At 56.8% G+C, this 18,014-nt stretch carries 17 protein-coding genes; 5 read left to right on the top strand and 12 right to left on the bottom strand.

The window, feature by feature from the left end; genetic code table 11:
* Positions 1-608: 608 nt before the first annotated feature.
* Positions 609-1,097, bottom strand: coding sequence for a hypothetical protein (locus tag Q666_RS54465; RefSeq protein ID WP_023001155.1), 489 nt, complete (start codon positions 1,095-1,097; stop codon positions 609-611).
* 112 nt (positions 1,098-1,209) lie between these two features.
* Here Q666_RS54465 and Q666_RS54460 point away from each other — a divergent pair, with 112 nt between their 5' ends.
* On the top strand, positions 1,210-1,920 hold the full coding sequence (locus tag Q666_RS54460) for an IS6 family transposase (protein WP_023001156.1): 711 nt from the start codon (positions 1,210-1,212) through the stop codon (positions 1,918-1,920).
* A 188-nt stretch (positions 1,921-2,108) separates the two neighbouring features.
* Here the strand turns inward: Q666_RS54460 and repC are convergent, their stop codons facing one another.
* The 9 genes from repC to Q666_RS54410 all read right to left on the bottom strand — a co-directional run bounded on the left by repC (position 2,109) and on the right by Q666_RS54410 (position 13,218).
* Complete coding sequence (repC, locus tag Q666_RS54455; protein ID WP_023001157.1) at positions 2,109-3,368, bottom strand: plasmid replication protein RepC; 1,260 nt, start codon at positions 3,366-3,368, stop codon at positions 2,109-2,111.
* A gap of 212 nt (positions 3,369-3,580) precedes the next feature.
* Complete coding sequence (gene repB, locus Q666_RS0133710; RefSeq protein ID WP_023001158.1) at positions 3,581-4,639, bottom strand: plasmid partitioning protein RepB; 1,059 nt, start codon at positions 4,637-4,639, stop codon at positions 3,581-3,583.
* Positions 4,636-5,856 carry a plasmid partitioning protein RepA gene (gene repA / locus Q666_RS54450; RefSeq protein WP_031269357.1) on the bottom strand — a complete coding sequence of 407 codons (1,221 nt, stop codon included), beginning with the start codon at positions 5,854-5,856 and terminating at the stop codon, positions 4,636-4,638. The genes repB and repA overlap by 4 nt, the downstream gene beginning before the upstream one ends.
* Positions 5,857-6,297: 441 nt before the next feature.
* Complete coding sequence (locus tag Q666_RS54445) at positions 6,298-6,903, bottom strand: hypothetical protein (RefSeq protein ID WP_023001160.1); 606 nt, start codon at positions 6,901-6,903, stop codon at positions 6,298-6,300.
* A gap of 68 nt (positions 6,904-6,971) precedes the next feature.
* A complete protein-coding gene (locus Q666_RS66575) occupies positions 6,972-8,318 on the bottom strand; it encodes a DUF3560 domain-containing protein (protein ID WP_023001161.1) in 1,347 nt (448 codons plus the stop codon).
* Positions 8,319-9,351: 1,033 nt separating this feature from the next.
* Positions 9,352-9,705: a hypothetical protein gene (locus tag Q666_RS54430; RefSeq protein WP_023001163.1), complete on the bottom strand. Its 354-nt coding sequence runs from the start codon at positions 9,703-9,705 to the stop codon at positions 9,352-9,354.
* A 22-nt stretch (positions 9,706-9,727) separates the two neighbouring features.
* Complete coding sequence (locus tag Q666_RS54425) at positions 9,728-10,021, bottom strand: hypothetical protein (protein ID WP_023001164.1); 294 nt, start codon at positions 10,019-10,021, stop codon at positions 9,728-9,730.
* A gap of 380 nt (positions 10,022-10,401) precedes the next feature.
* A complete protein-coding gene (locus Q666_RS54415; RefSeq protein WP_023001166.1) occupies positions 10,402-11,055 on the bottom strand; it encodes an SOS response-associated peptidase in 654 nt (217 codons plus the stop codon).
* Positions 11,056-11,337: 282 nt separating this feature from the next.
* Positions 11,338-13,218: a ParB/RepB/Spo0J family partition protein gene (locus Q666_RS54410; protein ID WP_161633250.1), complete on the bottom strand. Its 1,881-nt coding sequence runs from the start codon at positions 13,216-13,218 to the stop codon at positions 11,338-11,340.
* Positions 13,219-13,838: 620 nt separating this feature from the next.
* On the opposite strand from Q666_RS54410, the gene Q666_RS54405 reads away from it, so the two are divergent.
* The 3 genes from Q666_RS54405 to Q666_RS54395 all read left to right on the top strand — a co-directional run bounded on the left by Q666_RS54405 (position 13,839) and on the right by Q666_RS54395 (position 15,297).
* Entirely contained in the window at positions 13,839-14,288 is a 450-nt protein-coding gene (locus Q666_RS54405; protein WP_023001168.1) for a MucR family transcriptional regulator, read from the top strand.
* A gap of 182 nt (positions 14,289-14,470) precedes the next feature.
* On the top strand, positions 14,471-14,926 hold the full coding sequence (locus Q666_RS54400; protein ID WP_023001169.1) for a nucleotidyltransferase domain-containing protein: 456 nt from the start codon (positions 14,471-14,473) through the stop codon (positions 14,924-14,926).
* Complete coding sequence (locus tag Q666_RS54395) at positions 14,926-15,297, top strand: HepT-like ribonuclease domain-containing protein (RefSeq protein ID WP_023001170.1); 372 nt, start codon at positions 14,926-14,928, stop codon at positions 15,295-15,297. Before Q666_RS54400 ends, Q666_RS54395 begins: the two co-directional genes overlap by 1 nt.
* Positions 15,298-15,453: 156 nt before the next feature.
* On the opposite strand, the gene Q666_RS54390 is transcribed toward Q666_RS54395, so the two are convergent.
* Positions 15,454-15,849 carry a MerR family transcriptional regulator gene (locus Q666_RS54390; RefSeq protein WP_023001171.1) on the bottom strand — a complete coding sequence of 132 codons (396 nt, stop codon included), beginning with the start codon at positions 15,847-15,849 and terminating at the stop codon, positions 15,454-15,456.
* Positions 15,850-15,919: 70 nt separating this feature from the next.
* Here Q666_RS54390 and Q666_RS54385 point away from each other — a divergent pair, with 70 nt between their 5' ends.
* On the top strand, positions 15,920-16,903 hold the full coding sequence (locus tag Q666_RS54385; protein WP_031269362.1) for an aldo/keto reductase: 984 nt from the start codon (positions 15,920-15,922) through the stop codon (positions 16,901-16,903).
* A 149-nt stretch (positions 16,904-17,052) separates the two neighbouring features.
* On the opposite strand, the gene Q666_RS54380 is transcribed toward Q666_RS54385, so the two are convergent.
* On the bottom strand, positions 17,053-18,014 hold a 962-nt coding region (locus Q666_RS54380), incomplete at its 5' end, for a tyrosine-type recombinase/integrase (protein WP_023014584.1).

Here is an 18,014-nt window from a genome sequence, read left to right as displayed (position 1 = left end):
CCGGATCGAGGACCAAAACGTACGGACCAACCTCATTCAGATGACCAGCGCGATTGCCGGTGAGGCTGACCACGCTGGCGTCACCGGTCGCGCTTGATCAACCGTCCTCCCCCTTTGGAGCCGGGTAGTTTGCCGCACCCGGTTCCCGGCGGCCGCGATTAGACCATACTGTTTCTGATTGCAGTCGGCACCAACCGCGCATCCTGAGACGCACCCTGCTGCAGGTCGAATTCAGACTAACAACGTGGAAATACGCCGTGACCGGCAACGACGACAAACATGAAGATGATGTCAGTTGCAGCAGAAGCCGCAACACAATCCTCTAGCATCCTCTGATTGTGCTTGTTATGATGCCACTACTCAGATTGCAACCGCTCCAAGGGTAAACTGAGTTAGGAGCAAGGCTTGTCCGCTAAGCGGCCTTTGTCCCGGCAAAATCCCACCATGTTGCCGGGGCCGCTCCGACTTCAACCGCGCTATCTCAATCCATTGGAATGTCTGCAATCCCACCACCGGAAGAATGCAAGCCGCAACGATCAGACACCAACGAGTTGTGATACAAAAATCATGTGGCCTTGACACTTGCATGACAGAAAAAGGAATGAGGTCTATAACTGCGTCTCGATGGACGAAAACGTCTCGGAGAGTATTTTACGCCTTTCAGCCTCCAGAGGGCCGCAGAACTCGCCGTCCAGAAGGCGTTTGACATCTTCTTTCCAAAGGGCAATTAAGCTCGATCGCTGTTCGGCCGTGCGGTCACCCGAACCAATCTGTGCGGCGAGCTGTAGCAAACGAACCATTTCGCTTCGAATGGGCTCAGGAAGTTGGGCGAGCTGTCGATGAGGAGACACGTCTGCGTCCCGCAGCTGATGCCCCGGCGAGATGAATTCATCCATAAGACCCACGAAGCGATGTAGCCCCGGATAGATTGAGCAAAGACGTTCCAATTCCGCATCGCTGACCCGTTCCCGCAGCGCGTAAAGGTCTGGCAAAAATCGCACCATGGTCCCGGTTACCTGCTGTGCGGACTGCCCCTGCTTTTCAAGAAAAACTAGCTCGGAGTGGATGAATTTGGCAATTCGCCTGACGTGCTGCATGGACTTTCTAATCCCTTTCGTCCTTTAGCTCGTTAAGTACTAGAGAATCCGGGATAACTACAACCGGTATTGCCAACTTGTTGCTCACTCTTGGGCTTGGTAGATCGCTGTGATGTTTGAACGTCTTGATTTGCCGCGCCTTAAGGGCTTCCGTTTTCCCAGATCGATTATCTCCTATGCGGTTTGGGCCTATCATCGGTTTGCGTTGAGTACGGCAGATGTTGAAGACCTCCTTGCTGAGCGGGGTATTGGCGTCAGCCGGGAAACGATCCGCAAATGGGTGAACCGGTTTGGCCGGCACTTCGCGCGCTGCATTCGCCGGGATCGGCCAAAGCCAAACAATAAATGGCACTTGGATGAAGCCGTGATCGTCATTGGCGGTGTGAAATACTGGCTTTGGCGGGCAATTGACGGAGATGGAGACGTGCTTGACATCCTGGTTCAGCCTCACCGGAATGCCAAGGCTGCCAGACGTTTCTTCGGTGCGCTGGTCGTGCAATACGGCGAGCCCAGGGTCGTGGTAAGCGACAAGCTGCGCAGCTACACCAAGCCGGTTCGGGCCCTTGCTCCGGATGCCGATCATCGCGCTCACAAGGGGCTGAACAACAGGATTGAGAATTCCCATCGTCCGACCCGGAAACGGGAGAAGATCATGGGCCGTTTCAAGTCGCCTCGGCAAGCTCAACGGTTTCTGTCCGCCCACGATCAGATCAACACGATCTTCCGCCCGCGCAGATACAAACTGTCCGCGCCCTCATACCGGCACGCAAGGGCAGGTGCGTTCAGCCTATGGCAGGACTACACCGGAGAGATGAACGCCTGAAATCCGTCCAAAACGGAGCCCCACACTGGCCGTTCCAAACAAGTTGGCGATGCCCATGGAATAACAATGTCCGGCAGGATCGGTTAAACAAGTTGAGGCTAGTAAATGAAAGTCTAGTTTTCAACTCCAGCGACGTCGCTAATTATGGAATTGCCTGCTTGGCACAGTCGATCCCAAAGCCGCGAACGTCACGACACCAGGCCATGCAGGGATTTGTGTAGGTGCAATTTGCCCTCGCCTGCCCTGTCGATCATTGCGCGGAAGTATCCGCCAGGGGATGCGATTTGTTCGGGATCGCGCAAGGCTTTTTCAGCAACGACGACAAGACAAGCGGCGGCCAGGAATTTTCCCTGCCGTTCAACGGCATTTTGATATCCGGCCGGACTGAGGCCGATCAAAATCCGCAAGTGGTCCGCGGCCTGACACAGCCGTGACCAGTCGGAGAACGAAAGTCCGATTTCACTTTGCACCTGGGTACAGGCTGCCCGAATGAGACCGATGGAAACTCCATCGAGATTCGTTTCCGGTAATTTGCCTCCCGCCGACCTTGCCGCTTGCGGTTTAGGCGGTTGCAGGTCTGTGCGCCCGCCGCGAGGCTCTCTTTCAAGAGCGGTTTCAACGGCGAAGCCGTTGTCAGTAGGTAGGTTAGTGTCTTGCTCGTTAGAGCAAGTCCGTTCGTTGTTACTTCTTAGAGAGTCGGTTTGGGTTGTAATAGATAAAGGGCTGACATCAATGTCACCCGCGCATGACATTTTATCGTTAGATTTATCGGAGTTGGCTTCATGGAGAGCCAAAGCTTCTTCATAAAGGCTCCGCAACATCTCGGCCCGTTCTGCCAAGGTCAACTGATCGCGTTTGACGACACTCTGCGCGCTCGTGAAAAAGTCGCGAAACGATGCAGTATCCGCTTCCGCCATGTCGGCGATTGCGCGTGAAAGCCGCGTGATGGTGCGCTTTGCTTCCTGCTCGGCCTTCAGACGACGCTGAAAGGCATCTGCCTGTTTCTTGAAGGCCTCCAGATTGAAACATGCCGGGGTGAAGTCCAGGCCATAGGCTTGCTCGGCCTCCCCTGCCCGGCCGCGATAGACAAAACGTCGCCCTGTGGGACTGTCGCGGTACGCGAGGATCCCCGCCTCAACGAGTTTCTTAAGGCACCGTGTGACTGTGCGGGTGGTTTTGCGAGTGTAGTCTGCAAGACGCTGGTTGGAGATTGCCACGACTGGACGCCGACCGGCCTTGAAGTCGTCGCCCTGGACGAGCCCCAAAAGGATATCGAGCACGTGGTAGGCTGTTCCGTCGATGCCAAGTGCCGGTGCAACGCGCTTGAGAGCCAGCGAAACATCCTTTTTCAAAACTGCAGGTCTATCGTCCTGGGCGGCCAAATGAGCGCTTGCAAGGACTCCTGCAGAAACTTTGCGAAAGCTCGCAATCTGCTGAGCAGTGGACATAAGTCCCCCTTCCCCGGAAACGAACCAACGCAACCGGACCTATGGAATTTGGTTGGGAGACAGGCAAAAAGACGCAATAAATCGTGCTCTGTTACGAGACAGAACTTGCCTTGCGTCACAAGTGATTCTAAAATCTTAGCTGCTAGACCGAGATTTTAGGCACCTATGCCTATCTCAATTAGGACCCGCCCTTGTGGCGGGTTCTTTTCATCTTAGACTTCCTCGTTGCTTTCCCCTCCCCTCTCCAAGTTCTCGAATTCGGTTATCAGCGCCGAAATTCTCTCTTCGACGAAATTCGCGAATTTCGGCTCGCTCTTGACGTTGATGGTAATTTTCATCGCAATCGAAGATCGCTCGATATTCCCGTAGGAACGAGTAGTCGACTGGATCGGCGTTTTAGATGGTTTGAGAGTAGCCGTTCTGGCTTTGTCCGCCTTTTCTGCAGCACGCATCGCCAAATCGAAGCGCTTGTTCGAGTCCGCGTTTATCCAGATTTCGTGACTTGGCAATCCCCGGACAGCCTCGACAATTGACGCCTTACGAGTGCCTTTTTCAATAAGCTGTCCGAACGCTTCCCACCTGGTTCGCCCAATTTTTGGTGCCGGTCCGATGGAAATACAGATATCTCTCGGAACTTGTCCGGCAATCGCCGTCATCTTGGAGATAATCGTCTCGTTACCCACACCAACGGATTCAGCAATCACCTTCCGGCTGTAACCAGCTTGCGTTAGGGCCTGCGCATACATCGCTTGTTCAATGAAGCTAAGGTTCTTCCGCTCATTGTTCTCCAAACCCTGCGCGATGATAAGCTGTTCGTCCGAAAGTTCTTCAACAAACGCCCTGACTTTGCGGCCCAGAACTTTGGCCGCTTTGTTCCTTCTTGCACCGTATGCAAGCTGGTAGGCACCATCTACGTCGGGGTGTGGCCGAACCAGGATTGGCAGTTTCTGTCCGGAAGCCTCCATCGAGGCCACCAAACTTTGAAACTGAGGATCATCCTCGGTCCATTCCATTCGATCCGGAATCAAGGACGCTAGTACTAGATCAGGGTCTAACTCATGTACCTTTGATTTTTTGAGTTCTTCCCTGAGACTAAGGTTGTCCTTCTCAATACTCGCGAAGCTTGCCTGCAGCGCTTTTGTTGGAGCCGTTGTCATCGACTTTTCGGTCGATTTTTCGTTCGCCGCCTGCTTGGCGAGCGCTTCGGGATCAACCTGGCCGAACATGCCGGCCAGCTTCTTCGCCCTGGTGGAAGCTTTTGAGCTGGTCATTTGCGGCCCCAGACTTTCAGGATTTCACCGTAAATCTCTTTATTCGCTGCATTCACAGCTTCGATCGCACGATTATAGGTATCTCGGCTAACGGCCCCGCGTTCCAATTCATAAAGTGTCTTATTCTCAAGACCTGCGTTTGTTATAGCGGTCGTTTCCAGAACGGCAGACGTCAAAACGCTTTCGCCAAACAGTGAACGAAGCAAGGCGGCAATGTTAACTTGAGGCACGTCGTGAGGAACGTGTCGCGTCAGTAGAAATCGCAGGAAGTCATGATCAACTGACGCACCGAAGTGAGCCATCTGTTCGAGCATTTCGTCCAGCATATAGAGAAACTGGTTCATACTCGCGACGTCTATCATTGCTGATTGAACCGGTATGATGAGACCAGTTGCTGCATACACTGCGTTCAAGGTCAAATACGACAACTGCGGCGGAGCATCGATCACCACAACATCATACTTGTCTTCCACGCTTCGAAGCGATGTCGCAAGACGGCGTATAAAGTATTCGTCGCCTAGGAAGTTGTTGCTGACAATTGCTGCAGGTGTCTCATAGTCAAAGTACTGAAGCTCGCTCTGACCAGGAACGATATCCAATCCTGCGAAATACGTAGGGCGTATCACTCCCGGGAGAGTGCGTCGCTCTTCATCATACCGCAGCACCGCAAAGACCGTTTCATTGTCGCCCACCTCCAGAACAGGCTGCACGCCAAGCATCTCAGTCAGGCTAGCCTGCGTGTCCAGATCGATCGCCAACACTCTGAGACCTTGCAACGCAAGAAACTGAGCCAGGTGCAGCGCGGTTGTTGTCTTGGCGCACCCACCCTTGAAGTTAGCAATAGCGACAACCTGCATCTTGTCGCCATCGCGGCGCTGTGGATCGAAAGACGTGGCCTGCGAGGGACGACGCTCCGCCAGGAACTTCCGCAATTCATTGATCTGCTCAAGAGAATATATGCGCCTGTTGCCTTCGGAGCGGTCCGGCATCGGCCCCTCCCCGTCCAATGACATTTGTCGTAAAGTTGCAGGCGAAATACCGACAAGATCGGCAACTTCGGACGATGAAAACGAGCGAAGCTGCTTTCGCGCTTCTGGTGGATAGTTAAGTTGCCAATTGTTTTTGATTTGCGTGCTTAGCAACGCTGAGAAACGAGAGATCTGTCCTCGCGTGCTGTTGGGGTCCAAAGTCTCCTCAACCTCGACGGTTTCGGTCATGTCTTTAAGCTCCGACGCAAAAAAGCGCGTTTTCTGGAAAAAAGTGTCGATTACGAAAAAGAATGAAATAACGATTCCTGTCAATGCGTTTTTGGTTAACGTCCATTAACTTTCTGAGTCAATTCAACCAGTTAAAATGCTCGTCATTAATACAAAGGCCCATTCACAGACACGCCCGCGGGTCACAAATTTCGATCCTCAGCAGCCTCTTCGCACGGCGTGACAGATGTCACGGACCTAACCAACTGACAAACAACACACTTTTTTCCGACCTCGTTATGGACAGGTTTTCTGCGGCAAACATTCTGCACAAAGCTTCGGCCAAATCCCAGAACATGAGCGCAGGAGACATGCCTCATTTTTCTGAGTTTTACGCATTCGAGATCGTGACCTTAGCTCCAAGAGCCCTGGCAAAAGGGCATCGCACGCCGAACTGCAGGCCTAGAATGCGACGATTCGCACGATCTTCGTCCTCACGCGACACGTCGAATACGTGTCCTCCGGCAGAATCTCCATCGTTTCCGCGTTCTCATGTTCAAAGGTGATCGGCACGAGTGCAACGAGGGTCGCGGGACCTTGATGGCCGTTTCTGCCAAGCAGCGAGCGCGCCGCCTTCATGTGCTTGCGCACCTGGGAAAACGGAGGGTTCATGATGATGCGCGGAAACTCAACTCGGCCCCTGACGCGCTCCACATATTCCAAAAAGCATTCCTCAAATACAGCAACACCCAAGCGGCGAACACTGCGGGCAAGTTTATGGTGGCGCTCCACTGCGCAGATCTCATTTGGACTATGGCCACTGGCCAGCAGCGCGGATACGAGCGCGCCCGTGCCTGCGCTCGGCTCAAGCGTGTTTAAGTCGCCAGGTCGGCCGAGATAGTCGACCATGCGGGCCGCGACATCTGCGGGCGTCACGTGGCATTCGCTGGCCCGATCAATCACAAGCGGTTCTTGGATTCCCCGGACTTCTGGAATTGCCCCACTGTCGCGACGCTGGACGGGAATAAACATGGGTTTGTTGGGGCGGCTATAGACTGACTTCTTCATGACTGGCCTGCATACGCGGAAGGACGGAGGATATTGAGGGGGACACGCCCCCTCTCGTGCTTGCATGGTCAAGCGGCGTTGGCTTGCTGCTTGAAACTTTTCGGTGCCGGGTGCTCTTTGGAGTCCGTCAGGAACACGGCCACCCAGGGACGCGAAAAATATGCTCCGGGCGCGGTCGGATCGATACAGATCTTGAAACGGAACGTCCCGCAAACGCTGGTTCTGGTTCCGCGCTGGTCAGCCCAGACCTTGGAATATTCAGCCTTGGTCAATTCGATTTGCCGGAATGTCTGAGTTTCACCGGCATGGAAGCGGTTCGGTGCAACAAGCTCCCCTGCCCTGAAATTCAGGATCGGCGGTTTAGCGTCTTTCTTCTCCGGCACCGTGTACCCGACCGACTGCATCAGATCGCGCCAATCGTCGGCCGAAAGCGTCACAGCCTTTTCGCCCGCAATGTGAAGCGGCAACGGTACGGCGCTTTCCAGGGCAAAGCCCTCCGGAACCACCTTTGCACTCGGTTTCATCGCGCCATGTTCACGGGCAAAAGCTTGCAGGATGACCGGCGAAAGCTCGCCTTCATATCGCGCCACCGATCCCAACAAGTCCCGCTCATACGCAAGCCGGTTGAGAATGTGGTCAATCCAGCGGCGGCGCTTTGGACTGTTGATAGCCTTCTTGGCGCTCTCAATGCAGCGTGTGCGGAAGTCCTGGGGGCTGATTTCGCCGTCTTCAAGCTCCTTCGCTCGCTCCCAACTGACGAGGGCATTACCGTTTACATGGGCACGGCTGAGCTTCCTGATCTGGTCTTCGGTTTCCGCCTTCTGCCAGATGGACAAGCACACTTGCGCATGATTGACGTCACGCTGAAGGTCTCGCAGCTCGGCAAGCAGCGTCTTGATGCGATTGGCGCGAACGCGTGGGCTGTTCTTCATGTTCGCGAAGCTTTCCACGCCTGCCGCTTTCCATTGCCAATACTGAACGGACTTTGCAGCCTTAACCGACTTGTCCATGGCGTTGTGCATCCGCTCTTGTGTCTTGCGGGCTTTCCGTTCTGAGTGGTGACCAACAAGGATGGGTTGGCCCATGTGGAACGCTTGCGATAGATCGTCAGCGGCACGCAGGAATGCACTCGACTGGGCCTGTCGCTTGTCCGCAAGAGCGTCCAGGCGCTCGGTCTTCGCCTCTGCGCGTTCGGCCAGCGTCGTAAATTCCGGCTCAATCTCGCCAGCAAGCTCAACGCACAAATCCTCACGGTCGGGCGTCCAGCGCGGCGCAACGAAAAGCTCCTGTTTCGGAGCCCATTTAAAGCCCATGCCTTTAACCCGGGCGTATGTCTCTGCGTCAAGTCTGCGGTCAGAGTAGAGGCGCAGCTTGTTGTCTTCCGGGCTGTAGGTGGCGGTAAAGGTGGCGGTCATTGGTTTGCTCCTGTTTCCTGAACTTGGCCGGGGTGGCTCGTTTCATTTTCCGCGTCGTCGGAAACAGGGGCGGCAGATCAAGGACCGTATGCGGGGAGGGGGATCACCCGCGCGCACAAGGCGAGAGCCGCGGAGCGTGGGGACACCCCGCAGGAGGCCGCGCAGCGGTTTATCCTTGATCTGGCGGGGGGCGGAGCCCCTACTTTCAAGAGAAAAGCCCGGCTTCTCTGCCGGCCGATCTTTCATGGGGTAGGCGCGCGGGTCAGGTTCGGAGAAGGAACGCGATCGGGCCGCTGCGCCGGCGCGACCCTGTTACTTTGGAGGACCTGGGCCGCGCGCCGTAGGGGCGAAGCCCCTCCCCAGGATCAGCCCGGCCCGTCAGGGCTGGTCCAGCGGCCACTCGGTCACCCCTCAATGACGCCAGTTTTCAGGGCCGTGTTTGCGGCCATTGATCAAGATACAATTGCGCTCGTCAATCGGCACCCGGCAATGAGAGAGCTGGCCGTCTTCGCTTATTCGGTAAACCGTGCAATCGGTTTCACCGAAACCGTAGATCACGAATTTCCACGGCCCTTTGCCGTCTTCCCTATCTTGAAAGAAGCCGTTGTTGTTGTGGCACTGCCAGTGCCGGTCCACCAGACGGCACCGGCCACGCCTTTGTCGTCGCGCTCAAAGAGCTCCAATTGAGACATGGCTGAACCTTGCTTTTAGATAGGTTTGTTGATTTTTCGGCGGAAAGTGCTACATTTGGGACCGGAGAGAGACGGCAGGTTTCCCCGCCGCCTCCTTTCCTAGATCACGAATTGAACTCGGAGCTTCACTGTCCAGGTGGTCCGAGTTCTTTTCATTTCTAGGGTAACGCTAATGGGTATGAACCACATCGCATTACCTCCGGTTTGAGGGCAAGGCCGTTGCCTCGGCCGGGCTGGCCGATCCCGCCCGGTCGCGCCCCTGGACTGGCGCTGCTGCTTTCGCCCTCAAAACTGATTGGCTCACCGATAGCACATCTGGCGGTCAATAGGTTAACGAGCGGTTAACTTCTCATCCCGCCATACAAGGACTCGTGCGCCTCTTGGGTCGCGTCGAACGCCTCTGTCTGGATGATTTCGTCATTGCTGCAAAGCTCGGGCATTCCAAAGCGTGCAGCGGCCAACTCCCGAAATTCCCGATAGTCGTCTGCGACGAGGATTTGGCACTGGATGGCGACCGAGCGCACCATACTGGACACCTCACCCACCCACGCCTCATAGATCCGTCCCACGCGGATGTTTTCGAAACGCTCGGCTGCAAGCCGCAAGGCATTGTTGAATTTCGCTTTCCGGCGCACTGACGGCCAATAGTCTGCGGCGTTCGCATCCACGCTCGGGATCGCCTTCGTTTTCAGCATGTCGAAATCTCCTGTCGATGGATTAGCGGAAGGCGAAGCCGGGTTGACTGGCTTGCCCGAAAATTGAGATTTCGAGCCGAACAGCCTCTTGCAGTTCCAGCCGGTACTTACGTGCGCTCCGCAGAAGCCCAAGGCGGGACGAACGCCCCTCAAGCATCCGGCAAGAACCGAACAGGGAGAAAAGGACGGCCCGGCCAGTAACCGGCTTCACACCCATTTTTCCGACATAGTATTTCCGCCCGTTGGCGTTGACGGCCTCCGGCTCCTCGCTTGCCCTGATTTGCCGATAGAGTTTCTTCCAGTCCGTGCGGTTCATTTTGTGCTCCTCGTTCGCGGCGTATCGCCTTTCATTTTCCGCGTCGTCGGAAACGGGGGAGCCGGGTCAAGGACCGTGGCAGGGGAGGGGGATCACCCGCGCGCACAAGGCGAAGCCGCGGAGCGTGGGGATACCCCTGCCATGGCCGCGCAGCGGTTCATCCTTGACCTGGCGGGGGCGGAGCCCCTTTTCAGCAAGCAAAAGTCCGGCCCTGGCCGGTCATTGTTCTAGGGGTAGGGGAGCGGGTCAGGTTTGGAAAAGGAACGGGGTCGGGCCGGTGTGCCGGCGCGATCATGTTGCTTTGGAGGATCTGGGCCGCTCACCGTAGGGGCAACGCCCCTGGCGAGGATCAGCCCGGCCCGTCAGGGCTGGTCCGCGTGTCAGTCCTTGCCGTCCTGACGCCCGCCGCGCGCAACAATATCGAGCGTGTCATCCGCAAGAGGACGCTGAAGCTCTTTCGCTTCGTCCCAGGGCGCGGACAGCCAAGTTTCGATTTCTTCCTGCTCCGTCAAAATAACGGGCATGGCCTTCGGGTGGATCGCTCCGACTTCCTTGTTTGGCTCGCACGTCAAAAACGCGAACAGGTCAGCGGTCACTTCGCCTTCCTTCACCTTTCGAACGCTGCTCCAGTTCGTCCAGATACCGGCAAAGACAGCAAGAGGGCGGTCTTCGTTGAAGGCGAACCAGACCGGCTCACGTGCCTTTGAATCAAACTCGGAAAAGGAATTGAACGGGACAACACAACGGTGGTCGATGTTGAGCCAGCGGCGCCAGTGCGGGCTTTTAGTGTTGCGAACGTTCGTCACGGCCTTGTCGGCCGACTTGCCTTTCAGTGCAAATGCCGGTGAAGGCATTCCCCAACGTGCCAAGGTCAATTCCCGGTCGGCACCGATATTACGGACGATGGGAGCGGAATAGTCCGGATAGATGCCCGGCTGCGGTGCCAGGTTGCCGATAGTGTCGGCAACTTTCATGGCTCGGGTGAAATCCAGGACGGCTTGCCGCGCCGAAGTGTGGGAGTAGAGATTGCACATCAAACCACATTTCAACAGACGACAAAAAATAACAAGGGATCAGCCCGGCCCGTCAGGGCTGGTCCGCTCCCGTGACGAGCTGGCCCGGTCAAGTGGGGTATGTACTTGACCGGGCCAGAGTGAAGCCCCTTATCAAACTTCAGCCGGTTCCTTTAGAGGGGTCCGCAACCGGCTATCGTTTGATCGGGAGGCAAGGGGCTCCGTATTCGATGGTGGGGTTTCCCTGAAGGGGAAAGGCCGCCCTGCGGGAGCTTTCGCAGGGCAGCCCTTCATTGGACAGCGTTACGCTGCCTCTTGAATAACTTCCTCGGACGCAGGAGCTTCGTCTGTGAAAGTCATGATGTTCGGTACCCAACGCGTCCCGGCGACTTTTTCGGCTGCATAGGCTGCGGCCTCCTTTTTCTTCATTTTGAGAACGGGCGCGGCAGCTTCCTCGCCGCAGGCCTGCACAAGACTGTCATGGATGACATCGAGCTTGACGCGGGCGAAGTAGGTTTCGGCGGTCGGCTGGAAGTGATCGGCCATGTCGAGGTTGAGCGCCGCGCCGATCCGGTTGCCGTTATCCACGCCCGCGCCGTTGAAGCCGTCGCCATGGCTGATAGCATTGATTGTCTGGGCGACAAGGAACGCTTGCAGCCGAAGCAATTCTTCCTGCGACACACCCATGCACCAATCCCAAAGGTCGGCCGGATCGACAGGCAGAACCGATTTCCAGCTTTCGCGGACGCGTTCAATTGCATCGAGGTCGGCGCACTGGCCCGCGTCCTTGATGTGTGTTTCAAGGCATGCGCTGTCGAGCGAGACTTCAACCGCCCCATGGGTCCATGCCGCTCGGTGCTCGTACAGCGTCTTGATCGTCATGGAGTGAACGCTAACAACAAGGGCCAGGTTCGGGTTCCGGGCAAGCTCAAGACGGAGCGCTGCGGTCTTGCGAGCGGTCAACTCGGCGACCAGTGCTTTCGAGTGATCGGAACCGGCCTTTTCGTCTGACGCTGTATCAGAGCAGGCTTGTGCGGCCACCTTCACGTCCTTCGGATCGATCAAGCCGCGTTCAATGCGCAGATCGCCATGATAGCCAAGCGACAGGATTGCCCCGGCCTTAGCCTTCTGCTCGTCGCTGAACTCCGGTTTCCACGCGGCGCGGAAGTCCTCAAGAGCGTTTTCCGCCGCTTCGAAGGCAAGCCGGTCGTCTTCGTCTCCAGACTGGTCGTAGACATCGCCAGTCGTCTCAACCGCGTTTTCCAGTGTTTCAAGGTGCTTCTGTTCCTCGTCGGACAGATCGCGGGCCATGGGATAGACACGACCGTATTTCTGCATGTCCGTGTAGTCGATTTCCGGCTGGTAGCGGCACCACTTCCAGCCTTCGCCAGCAACCTCAAGGGTGAGTGCGTCGATCTTTTCGGCCACGAGTTTATCAATCAACGCCCCGTCTTCGGCATATCCGCCATCTGTATCAAAGAGGTCACAGATCACCGTGCCGCCCGCCTCGCAGACAGCATCGAGGCCGCCAAGGAATTTGATGCGTTTGTCGGACGCGGGAATTTTGCCACTGGTCAACGCCTGACGAATTTCGCGACTGCTGCGATAATTCGGCGACAGATTATCCCAAACCCGTTCCTGAGCTTCATGGTCCTCGCTGACGGTGAACGCCTGCAATTGGGCAAGTTCCATTTCGCCCTTTTCGAAAATCTCAAACAAGCGAGGGGAGACGCGGGCGAGCTTGAGGCGCTTCGTCACGACAAGTTCGGTTTCACCGAAACGGCTTGCGATTTCGCTGACGGTCTTGCCATCGTCGGCCATCTGTTTGAAAGCGCGGTATTCATCGGCAGGGGACATGCCTTCGCGCATGATGTTTTCGGCAAGGCTGATTTCGGTTGCGTCAGTCTCGTCGCTGAGAACGCACGTCGCCTTGACGGATGCGGGCATTCTCTTGTTGGATATCAAGTGTTCAATTGCCCGGAACCGACGCCCGCCTGCAGTCACAAGGTAGGTTCCCTTTTTGTCACCTGGGCGAACGACAAGGTTCTGCAGCACGCCAACTGAGGCGATGCTTTCAGCAAGCTCAAGGATGCCTGCCTGCGTGTAGGATTTGCGGACGTTCTTCGGATCGAGTGTCAGTTTCGAGAAAGAAATTTCAAGGGGGTTTGTGTCGGTCTTGGTCATTTGGTTTGCTCCTGTTTCCATGAAACTTGACCGATGCGGCTCGTTTCATTTTCCGCGTCGTCGGAAACGGGGGAGGGCGGTCAGGGACCGGAAAGGCGGCGGGGGGTCCGCGTGCGCACAAGGCTTGAGCCGCGGAGCATGGGGAGACCGCTTTTCCGGCCGCGCAGCGGTGTATCCTTGACCGGCCGGGGGCGGAGCCCCGCCAGCTAATCAATGTCAGGCGCAGCCAGGCAAATATCTGCAAAGCAGATCCAGCGCGAACGATCGGTCCCCGAATGGGCCGAGACAAAGGCGGTTTCGGCCGATGGACTATCTTGCCGGTGGAAGGCTCTTTGAGACTTCTGCCGGCCTTAGACAAGTCCCGGAAGAAATCGTGTTTGGCTCGGTGGAGGCCGCATAGCGGCCGGAAGAGAGCGTGGTCCGTAGGACGCGCCAGTTGATGACAGGAAAATTTGACAATCGAAGGTTACGCGGCTCATTTGCAAAATAAACTTTGAAAAATTCTTTGTTTTCGTCACATTGCATAAATAAGAAATGGCACGTAAGACGTTTCATCGTAGTGTTATCAGAACAACTATCGGCCTCCTTTTTTACAAGACACCCTGCCCATAAGGATAACCATGACCAATACACCAGAGAACGACATCGCCCTGGATGCAGCCTGCATTGAACTCACCAGCGATATCGTTTCATCCTATGTGTCCAACAACACCGTTGCCGCTCCTGATTTGGCGGGCCTGATAGCTTCCGTGCACAAAGCGCTCGTCTCGGCCGCGCAGAAAACCCAGGAGCCGGAAGTTGTGGAATTGGTGCCCGCTGTGCCGGTCAAGAAGTCCGTCGGAGGCGATTTCCTTATCTGTCTGGAGGACGGCAAGAAGTTCAAATCGCTAAAGCGGCATCTTCGGACCCACTACGGCCTGACGCCGGAAGAATACCGGGCCAAATGGAACCTGCCTGCCGACTACCCGATGGTCGCGCCAAATTACGCAGCGGCCCGCTCTGAACTCGCCAAGCAAATGGGCCTCGGGCAACGACGAGCCAAACAAACGCGAAAGCCCGCCAAGAAGTAGGTCAGCTTGTCGGGCCCTACCCCACAAAGAATGCTTTTCCAGCGATGAATCCGAACAACGCTCCTCTCCGGTCTGCCGGATAGCTCACGGCGTTCCGCAAAATGCAGTCACAAATGCTGCTGGAATTCTCTCGCCGACTGATATATCGTGCATTTGTGCACAAATCAGCGAGTGTTCCAACCATGCCGGACCAAGAAACCGCCTACCTGTCTGCCCGCGTACCAACGCCGCTGAAAAACCGCTTCAAATCTCTGGCTGCACGACGCGGATTGAAAGTGCAGGAGCTGCTCAACCAACTTGTGGCAGACTATGTTGCGGAAGAAGACAGGCAAGCCCCCATTGCGACCGATGTCGTGCGTCGCCTTCGTCGACACCAGACCGCGATGGCTGAAAAGGGGCTAGGGCACCTTTACCTGTTCGGTTCGGTGGCCAAGGGCGATGCCCGTCCCGATAGCGACATAGATCTGGCCTACGAGCTGCGGCCAGGTGCAAAGCTGTCGCTCTTTGAAATCGGGCGGATAGAAGGTCTGATCCGGGAAGCTCTGGAAACTGACACGAAGATTGACCTGGTCCCCCGAGCAAGCCTGCGTGACCACGTCACCGAAACGGCGTCACTGGATGAGATCCTGGTGTTCTGATGCCACGCAGTCCGCTTCATCGCCTGCAGGACATGAGAGGTGCCATCAAGGAAATCTACGAGTTTGTCGACGGCATGGATCGCGCGGCGTTTCTTGCAACGCCGACCGACGACCGGAAGACGTTTCGGGCAGTCTCCGCCTCGTTCATCATAATCGGCGAATCTGCCAAGGCACTGCCTGAGGACCTCACATCCCGACGCCCCGAAGTTCCCTGGCGCGCTATTGCCGGGTTTCGGGACAGGGTGGTGCACGAGTACTTCCGTGTTGATGTCGAGACTGTCTGGGAGACCATCGAGAATGGCGAGCTACAGCATTTGCTCGACGTCATCGAAGAGGAAATCCAGATCCTCGACAGCGAAGCGCCTCGCTAGAGGGAGCGATGTTTGCAATCCGAGTTGCGGATAAATGCAGGTCGCTACACCTACCTCTGCAGTCGAGGTGACGTAAGACATCAACAAGGCAAGTCGCGAACTTGAATACGAACCGGCAATATCAAGGGAGGAAGGGCTGACTGAACCACGTGCCCTTCAGCACTGATAGTCTTCAAGGCGGGGCACGTCGCCAGGCTTGCCCGCCTTGATCCAGTCCACCTTGCCGCGCAGGAAAGACAGGGCCGCATCCAACGCGGTCTTTCGTTCCTCCAGCCGGGCGATCTGCTTCTGCAAGACGTCGATCGTGCGTTCGGAGGAATGCTCGCCGGCACGGTATTCTTGGTTCAGCGCCAGGATCTCACCCAGCGAGTAACCCAGCGTCTGCTGCAATCGGATCATCCGAACGGCCGTGATATCTTCGCGTCGGAACGTCTGGTAAGGGTTAGCCCCCCCTTTCGCACTTCGTTCCGGCTTCAGGAGTCCCTTGGCGATGTAAAAGCGGATTGTATCCACCGGCAGATCGGTGGCTCTGGCAAATTCCGAAATCAGCATGCGTCAACCCTTGACCATGGATTATACTCCATACTTATAAGAGATGCTTGTCAAAAAGTGGAGACCCAATATGACAAGCGAAATCACTTCCATCCCACAGGTCCAACTCGAACAGACCGGCCCATTGATCGGTGCCCAAGGCCTTGGCTGCATGGGTATGAGCGAGTTCTACGGCGAGACGGACGAAGCAGAATCCCGTGCCACCCTCGAGCGGGCCCTGGAACTGGGTGTGACAATGTATGACACGGCCGACATGTATGGCGTCGGTGCGAACGAGGAGTTTCTTGCGCCCTTCATTGCCACCCATCGCGAGCAAGTCATCATCGCAACCAAGTTCGGCTATACGCGTACGCCCGAAAACCCCAATGACTGGAGCCTCGACAACCGTCCCGAATTCATCAGAACAGCGGTCGAACACTCGCTGAAGCGTCTCGGCGTCGATGTCATCGACCTCTATTACATGCACCGTCGCGATGGTGTGACGCCCTTGGAAGACTCCATCGGCGCGATGGCCGCTCTGGTTGCTGAGGGCAAGGTAAAGTCGCTCGGTCTTTCCGCCGTCAGTGCGGAAGAACTACGTGCCGCTCAAGCTATCCATCCGATCGCAGCATTGCAGTCCGAATGGTCGATCTTCACCCGCGACATCGAGAACGACGTCGTGCCGACCGCTGCCAGCCTGGGCGTTACGATCATCCCCTATGCGCCGCTCGGTCGAGGCATACTGACCGGCCAGGCCTTCACCAGACGCTTGGCCGACGCGGATGCCCGCCAGAACTTCCCGCGCTTTTCCGCCGAGAACCGCGAGGCGAACCTGCGCCTGGTGGCAAAGATCGACGAAATCGCATCGGCCAAGGGGGTGACCGCAGCGCAGCTTGCTCTAGCTTGGCTCTATGCGCAATCCAGCGCCTTGAATGTGAAGACGGTCCCGATCCCCGGTACCCGCAAGCGTACTCGGCTTGAGGAAAACGTAGCCGCTGTCTCCATCGTCTTGACGGTGGAGGAAATGAACATGCTGGAACCATTTGCCGCCGCCGTGCAAGGCGTCGCGGTCTGAATGGATCGATGCGCGGTAGATAGCCGCGCATCGGCCCCCCGGATCACATCAGGAAGATGCTGACACGACTGCCGTCGGATTGATTGCTGGCCGCTGTCGAATGGCCGCTCCATTCCGTAGAGACGGCAACGCGCCCAAACCTAAAAGCTCTAGCCCAACAATCTGGCCGACCGTCGTCTGCTACGCCCGGCATCGCTGTAATAGCTGGACGCCTGGGCGAGGGACCTGTGCCGGGACTGCAGCATGGCATCCTGGATCGGAATGTCCCTGTTGGCCGCTTCCGTCAGAAAGCCGGAGCGCAAGCCATGCGCGGAAAAGTCCTGCGGGTCCAGTCCGGCAAGTGCACAGCGTTTCTTGACGATGGCATTCACCGATTGCGGGGTGAGGGCACGGGTTTTCAGGTTGCCCCACTGATCGATCGCGCGGAAGACGGCCCCTTCCTGAATCCGGGCCGCCTCCAGCCAGGCCTTCAGCGCATCGACACTGCGTCCGATCAAAAGAACAGAATTGTCGTCCGAAGACTCTTCCGTCTTGGTGCGCCCCAGTCGCAGGCTGGCGGCAGGCAGGAGGTCGCTCTCCGGGTCACTCGGATCCAGAGGCAAAAAGCCCTCCCAGGTGATCTGACCAAACCGCATTCCGGACAACTCGGAGCGCCGGCGGCCACCGGAGGCAAAACCAACCAGCAGCAATGCCCTGTCTCGAATGTCCATCAGGCTTGGCGCGGCGTAATCCGTGCCGTCACATGTCGCGAGCAGCAGCTCCAGACAATCGGCCGTGATGGCCTTGCGGCTTTTTTTTGCTTTCGGCCGGTCGGCCACACGGGACGCAAGTCGCATGGCCGAGCGCACGTCCGGATCCGAGAAGTGCCCCTGCAGGGAACGCCAGCGATGCAGCGTCGACCAGGAGGCAAGGCGCCGCTGCACGGTTGATATGGCATGCGGGGGCCGTAGGCCCGCCGCATTCTTCGCGCTGCGGAGCAATCCTTGCCCCTCAAGCTGCCTCGCAATGTCTTCAGGCATCCCGTGACTGGGATCAGACATCTTCTTCTCAGAATCCCACAGGTGGTGGGCGATGAACTTGAGAATGAGCAGCGCCGGTGCGGGCCAGGGCA

Origin of the sequence: Labrenzia sp. C1B70, from assembly GCF_000475395.1 — a bacterium.
Lineage (GTDB): Bacteria > Pseudomonadota > Alphaproteobacteria > Rhizobiales > Stappiaceae > Roseibium > Roseibium algicola.
This window is presented reverse-complemented; position numbering and strand designations above follow the sequence as displayed.

What these genes read in the sequence shown, in the direction of transcription:
- Q666_RS54465 (WP_023001155.1), bottom strand. Translation starts at nt 1,097, where the DNA reads ATGCAGCACGTCAGGCGAATTGCCAAATTCATCCACTCCGAGCTAGTT.
- Q666_RS54460 (WP_023001156.1), top strand. Translation starts at nt 1,210, where the DNA reads ATGTTTGAACGTCTTGATTTGCCGCGCCTTAAGGGCTTCCGTTTTCCC.
- repC (WP_023001157.1), bottom strand. Translation starts at nt 3,368, where the DNA reads ATGTCCACTGCTCAGCAGATTGCGAGCTTTCGCAAAGTTTCTGCAGGA.
- repB (WP_023001158.1), bottom strand. Translation starts at nt 4,639, where the DNA reads ATGACCAGCTCAAAAGCTTCCACCAGGGCGAAGAAGCTGGCCGGCATG.
- repA (WP_031269357.1), bottom strand. Translation starts at nt 5,856, where the DNA reads ATGACCGAAACCGTCGAGGTTGAGGAGACTTTGGACCCCAACAGCACG.
- Q666_RS54445 (WP_023001160.1), bottom strand. Translation starts at nt 6,903, where the DNA reads ATGAAGAAGTCAGTCTATAGCCGCCCCAACAAACCCATGTTTATTCCC.
- Q666_RS66575 (WP_023001161.1), bottom strand. Translation starts at nt 8,318, where the DNA reads ATGACCGCCACCTTTACCGCCACCTACAGCCCGGAAGACAACAAGCTG.
- Q666_RS54430 (WP_023001163.1), bottom strand. Translation starts at nt 9,705, where the DNA reads ATGCTGAAAACGAAGGCGATCCCGAGCGTGGATGCGAACGCCGCAGAC.
- Q666_RS54425 (WP_023001164.1), bottom strand. Translation starts at nt 10,021, where the DNA reads ATGAACCGCACGGACTGGAAGAAACTCTATCGGCAAATCAGGGCAAGC.
- Q666_RS54415 (WP_023001166.1), bottom strand. Translation starts at nt 11,055, where the DNA reads ATGTGCAATCTCTACTCCCACACTTCGGCGCGGCAAGCCGTCCTGGAT.
- Q666_RS54410 (WP_161633250.1), bottom strand. Translation starts at nt 13,218, where the DNA reads ATGACCAAGACCGACACAAACCCCCTTGAAATTTCTTTCTCGAAACTG.
- Q666_RS54405 (WP_023001168.1), top strand. Translation starts at nt 13,839, where the DNA reads ATGACCAATACACCAGAGAACGACATCGCCCTGGATGCAGCCTGCATT.
- Q666_RS54400 (WP_023001169.1), top strand. Translation starts at nt 14,471, where the DNA reads ATGCCGGACCAAGAAACCGCCTACCTGTCTGCCCGCGTACCAACGCCG.
- Q666_RS54395 (WP_023001170.1), top strand. Translation starts at nt 14,926, where the DNA reads ATGCCACGCAGTCCGCTTCATCGCCTGCAGGACATGAGAGGTGCCATC.
- Q666_RS54390 (WP_023001171.1), bottom strand. Translation starts at nt 15,849, where the DNA reads ATGCTGATTTCGGAATTTGCCAGAGCCACCGATCTGCCGGTGGATACA.
- Q666_RS54385 (WP_031269362.1), top strand. Translation starts at nt 15,920, where the DNA reads ATGACAAGCGAAATCACTTCCATCCCACAGGTCCAACTCGAACAGACC.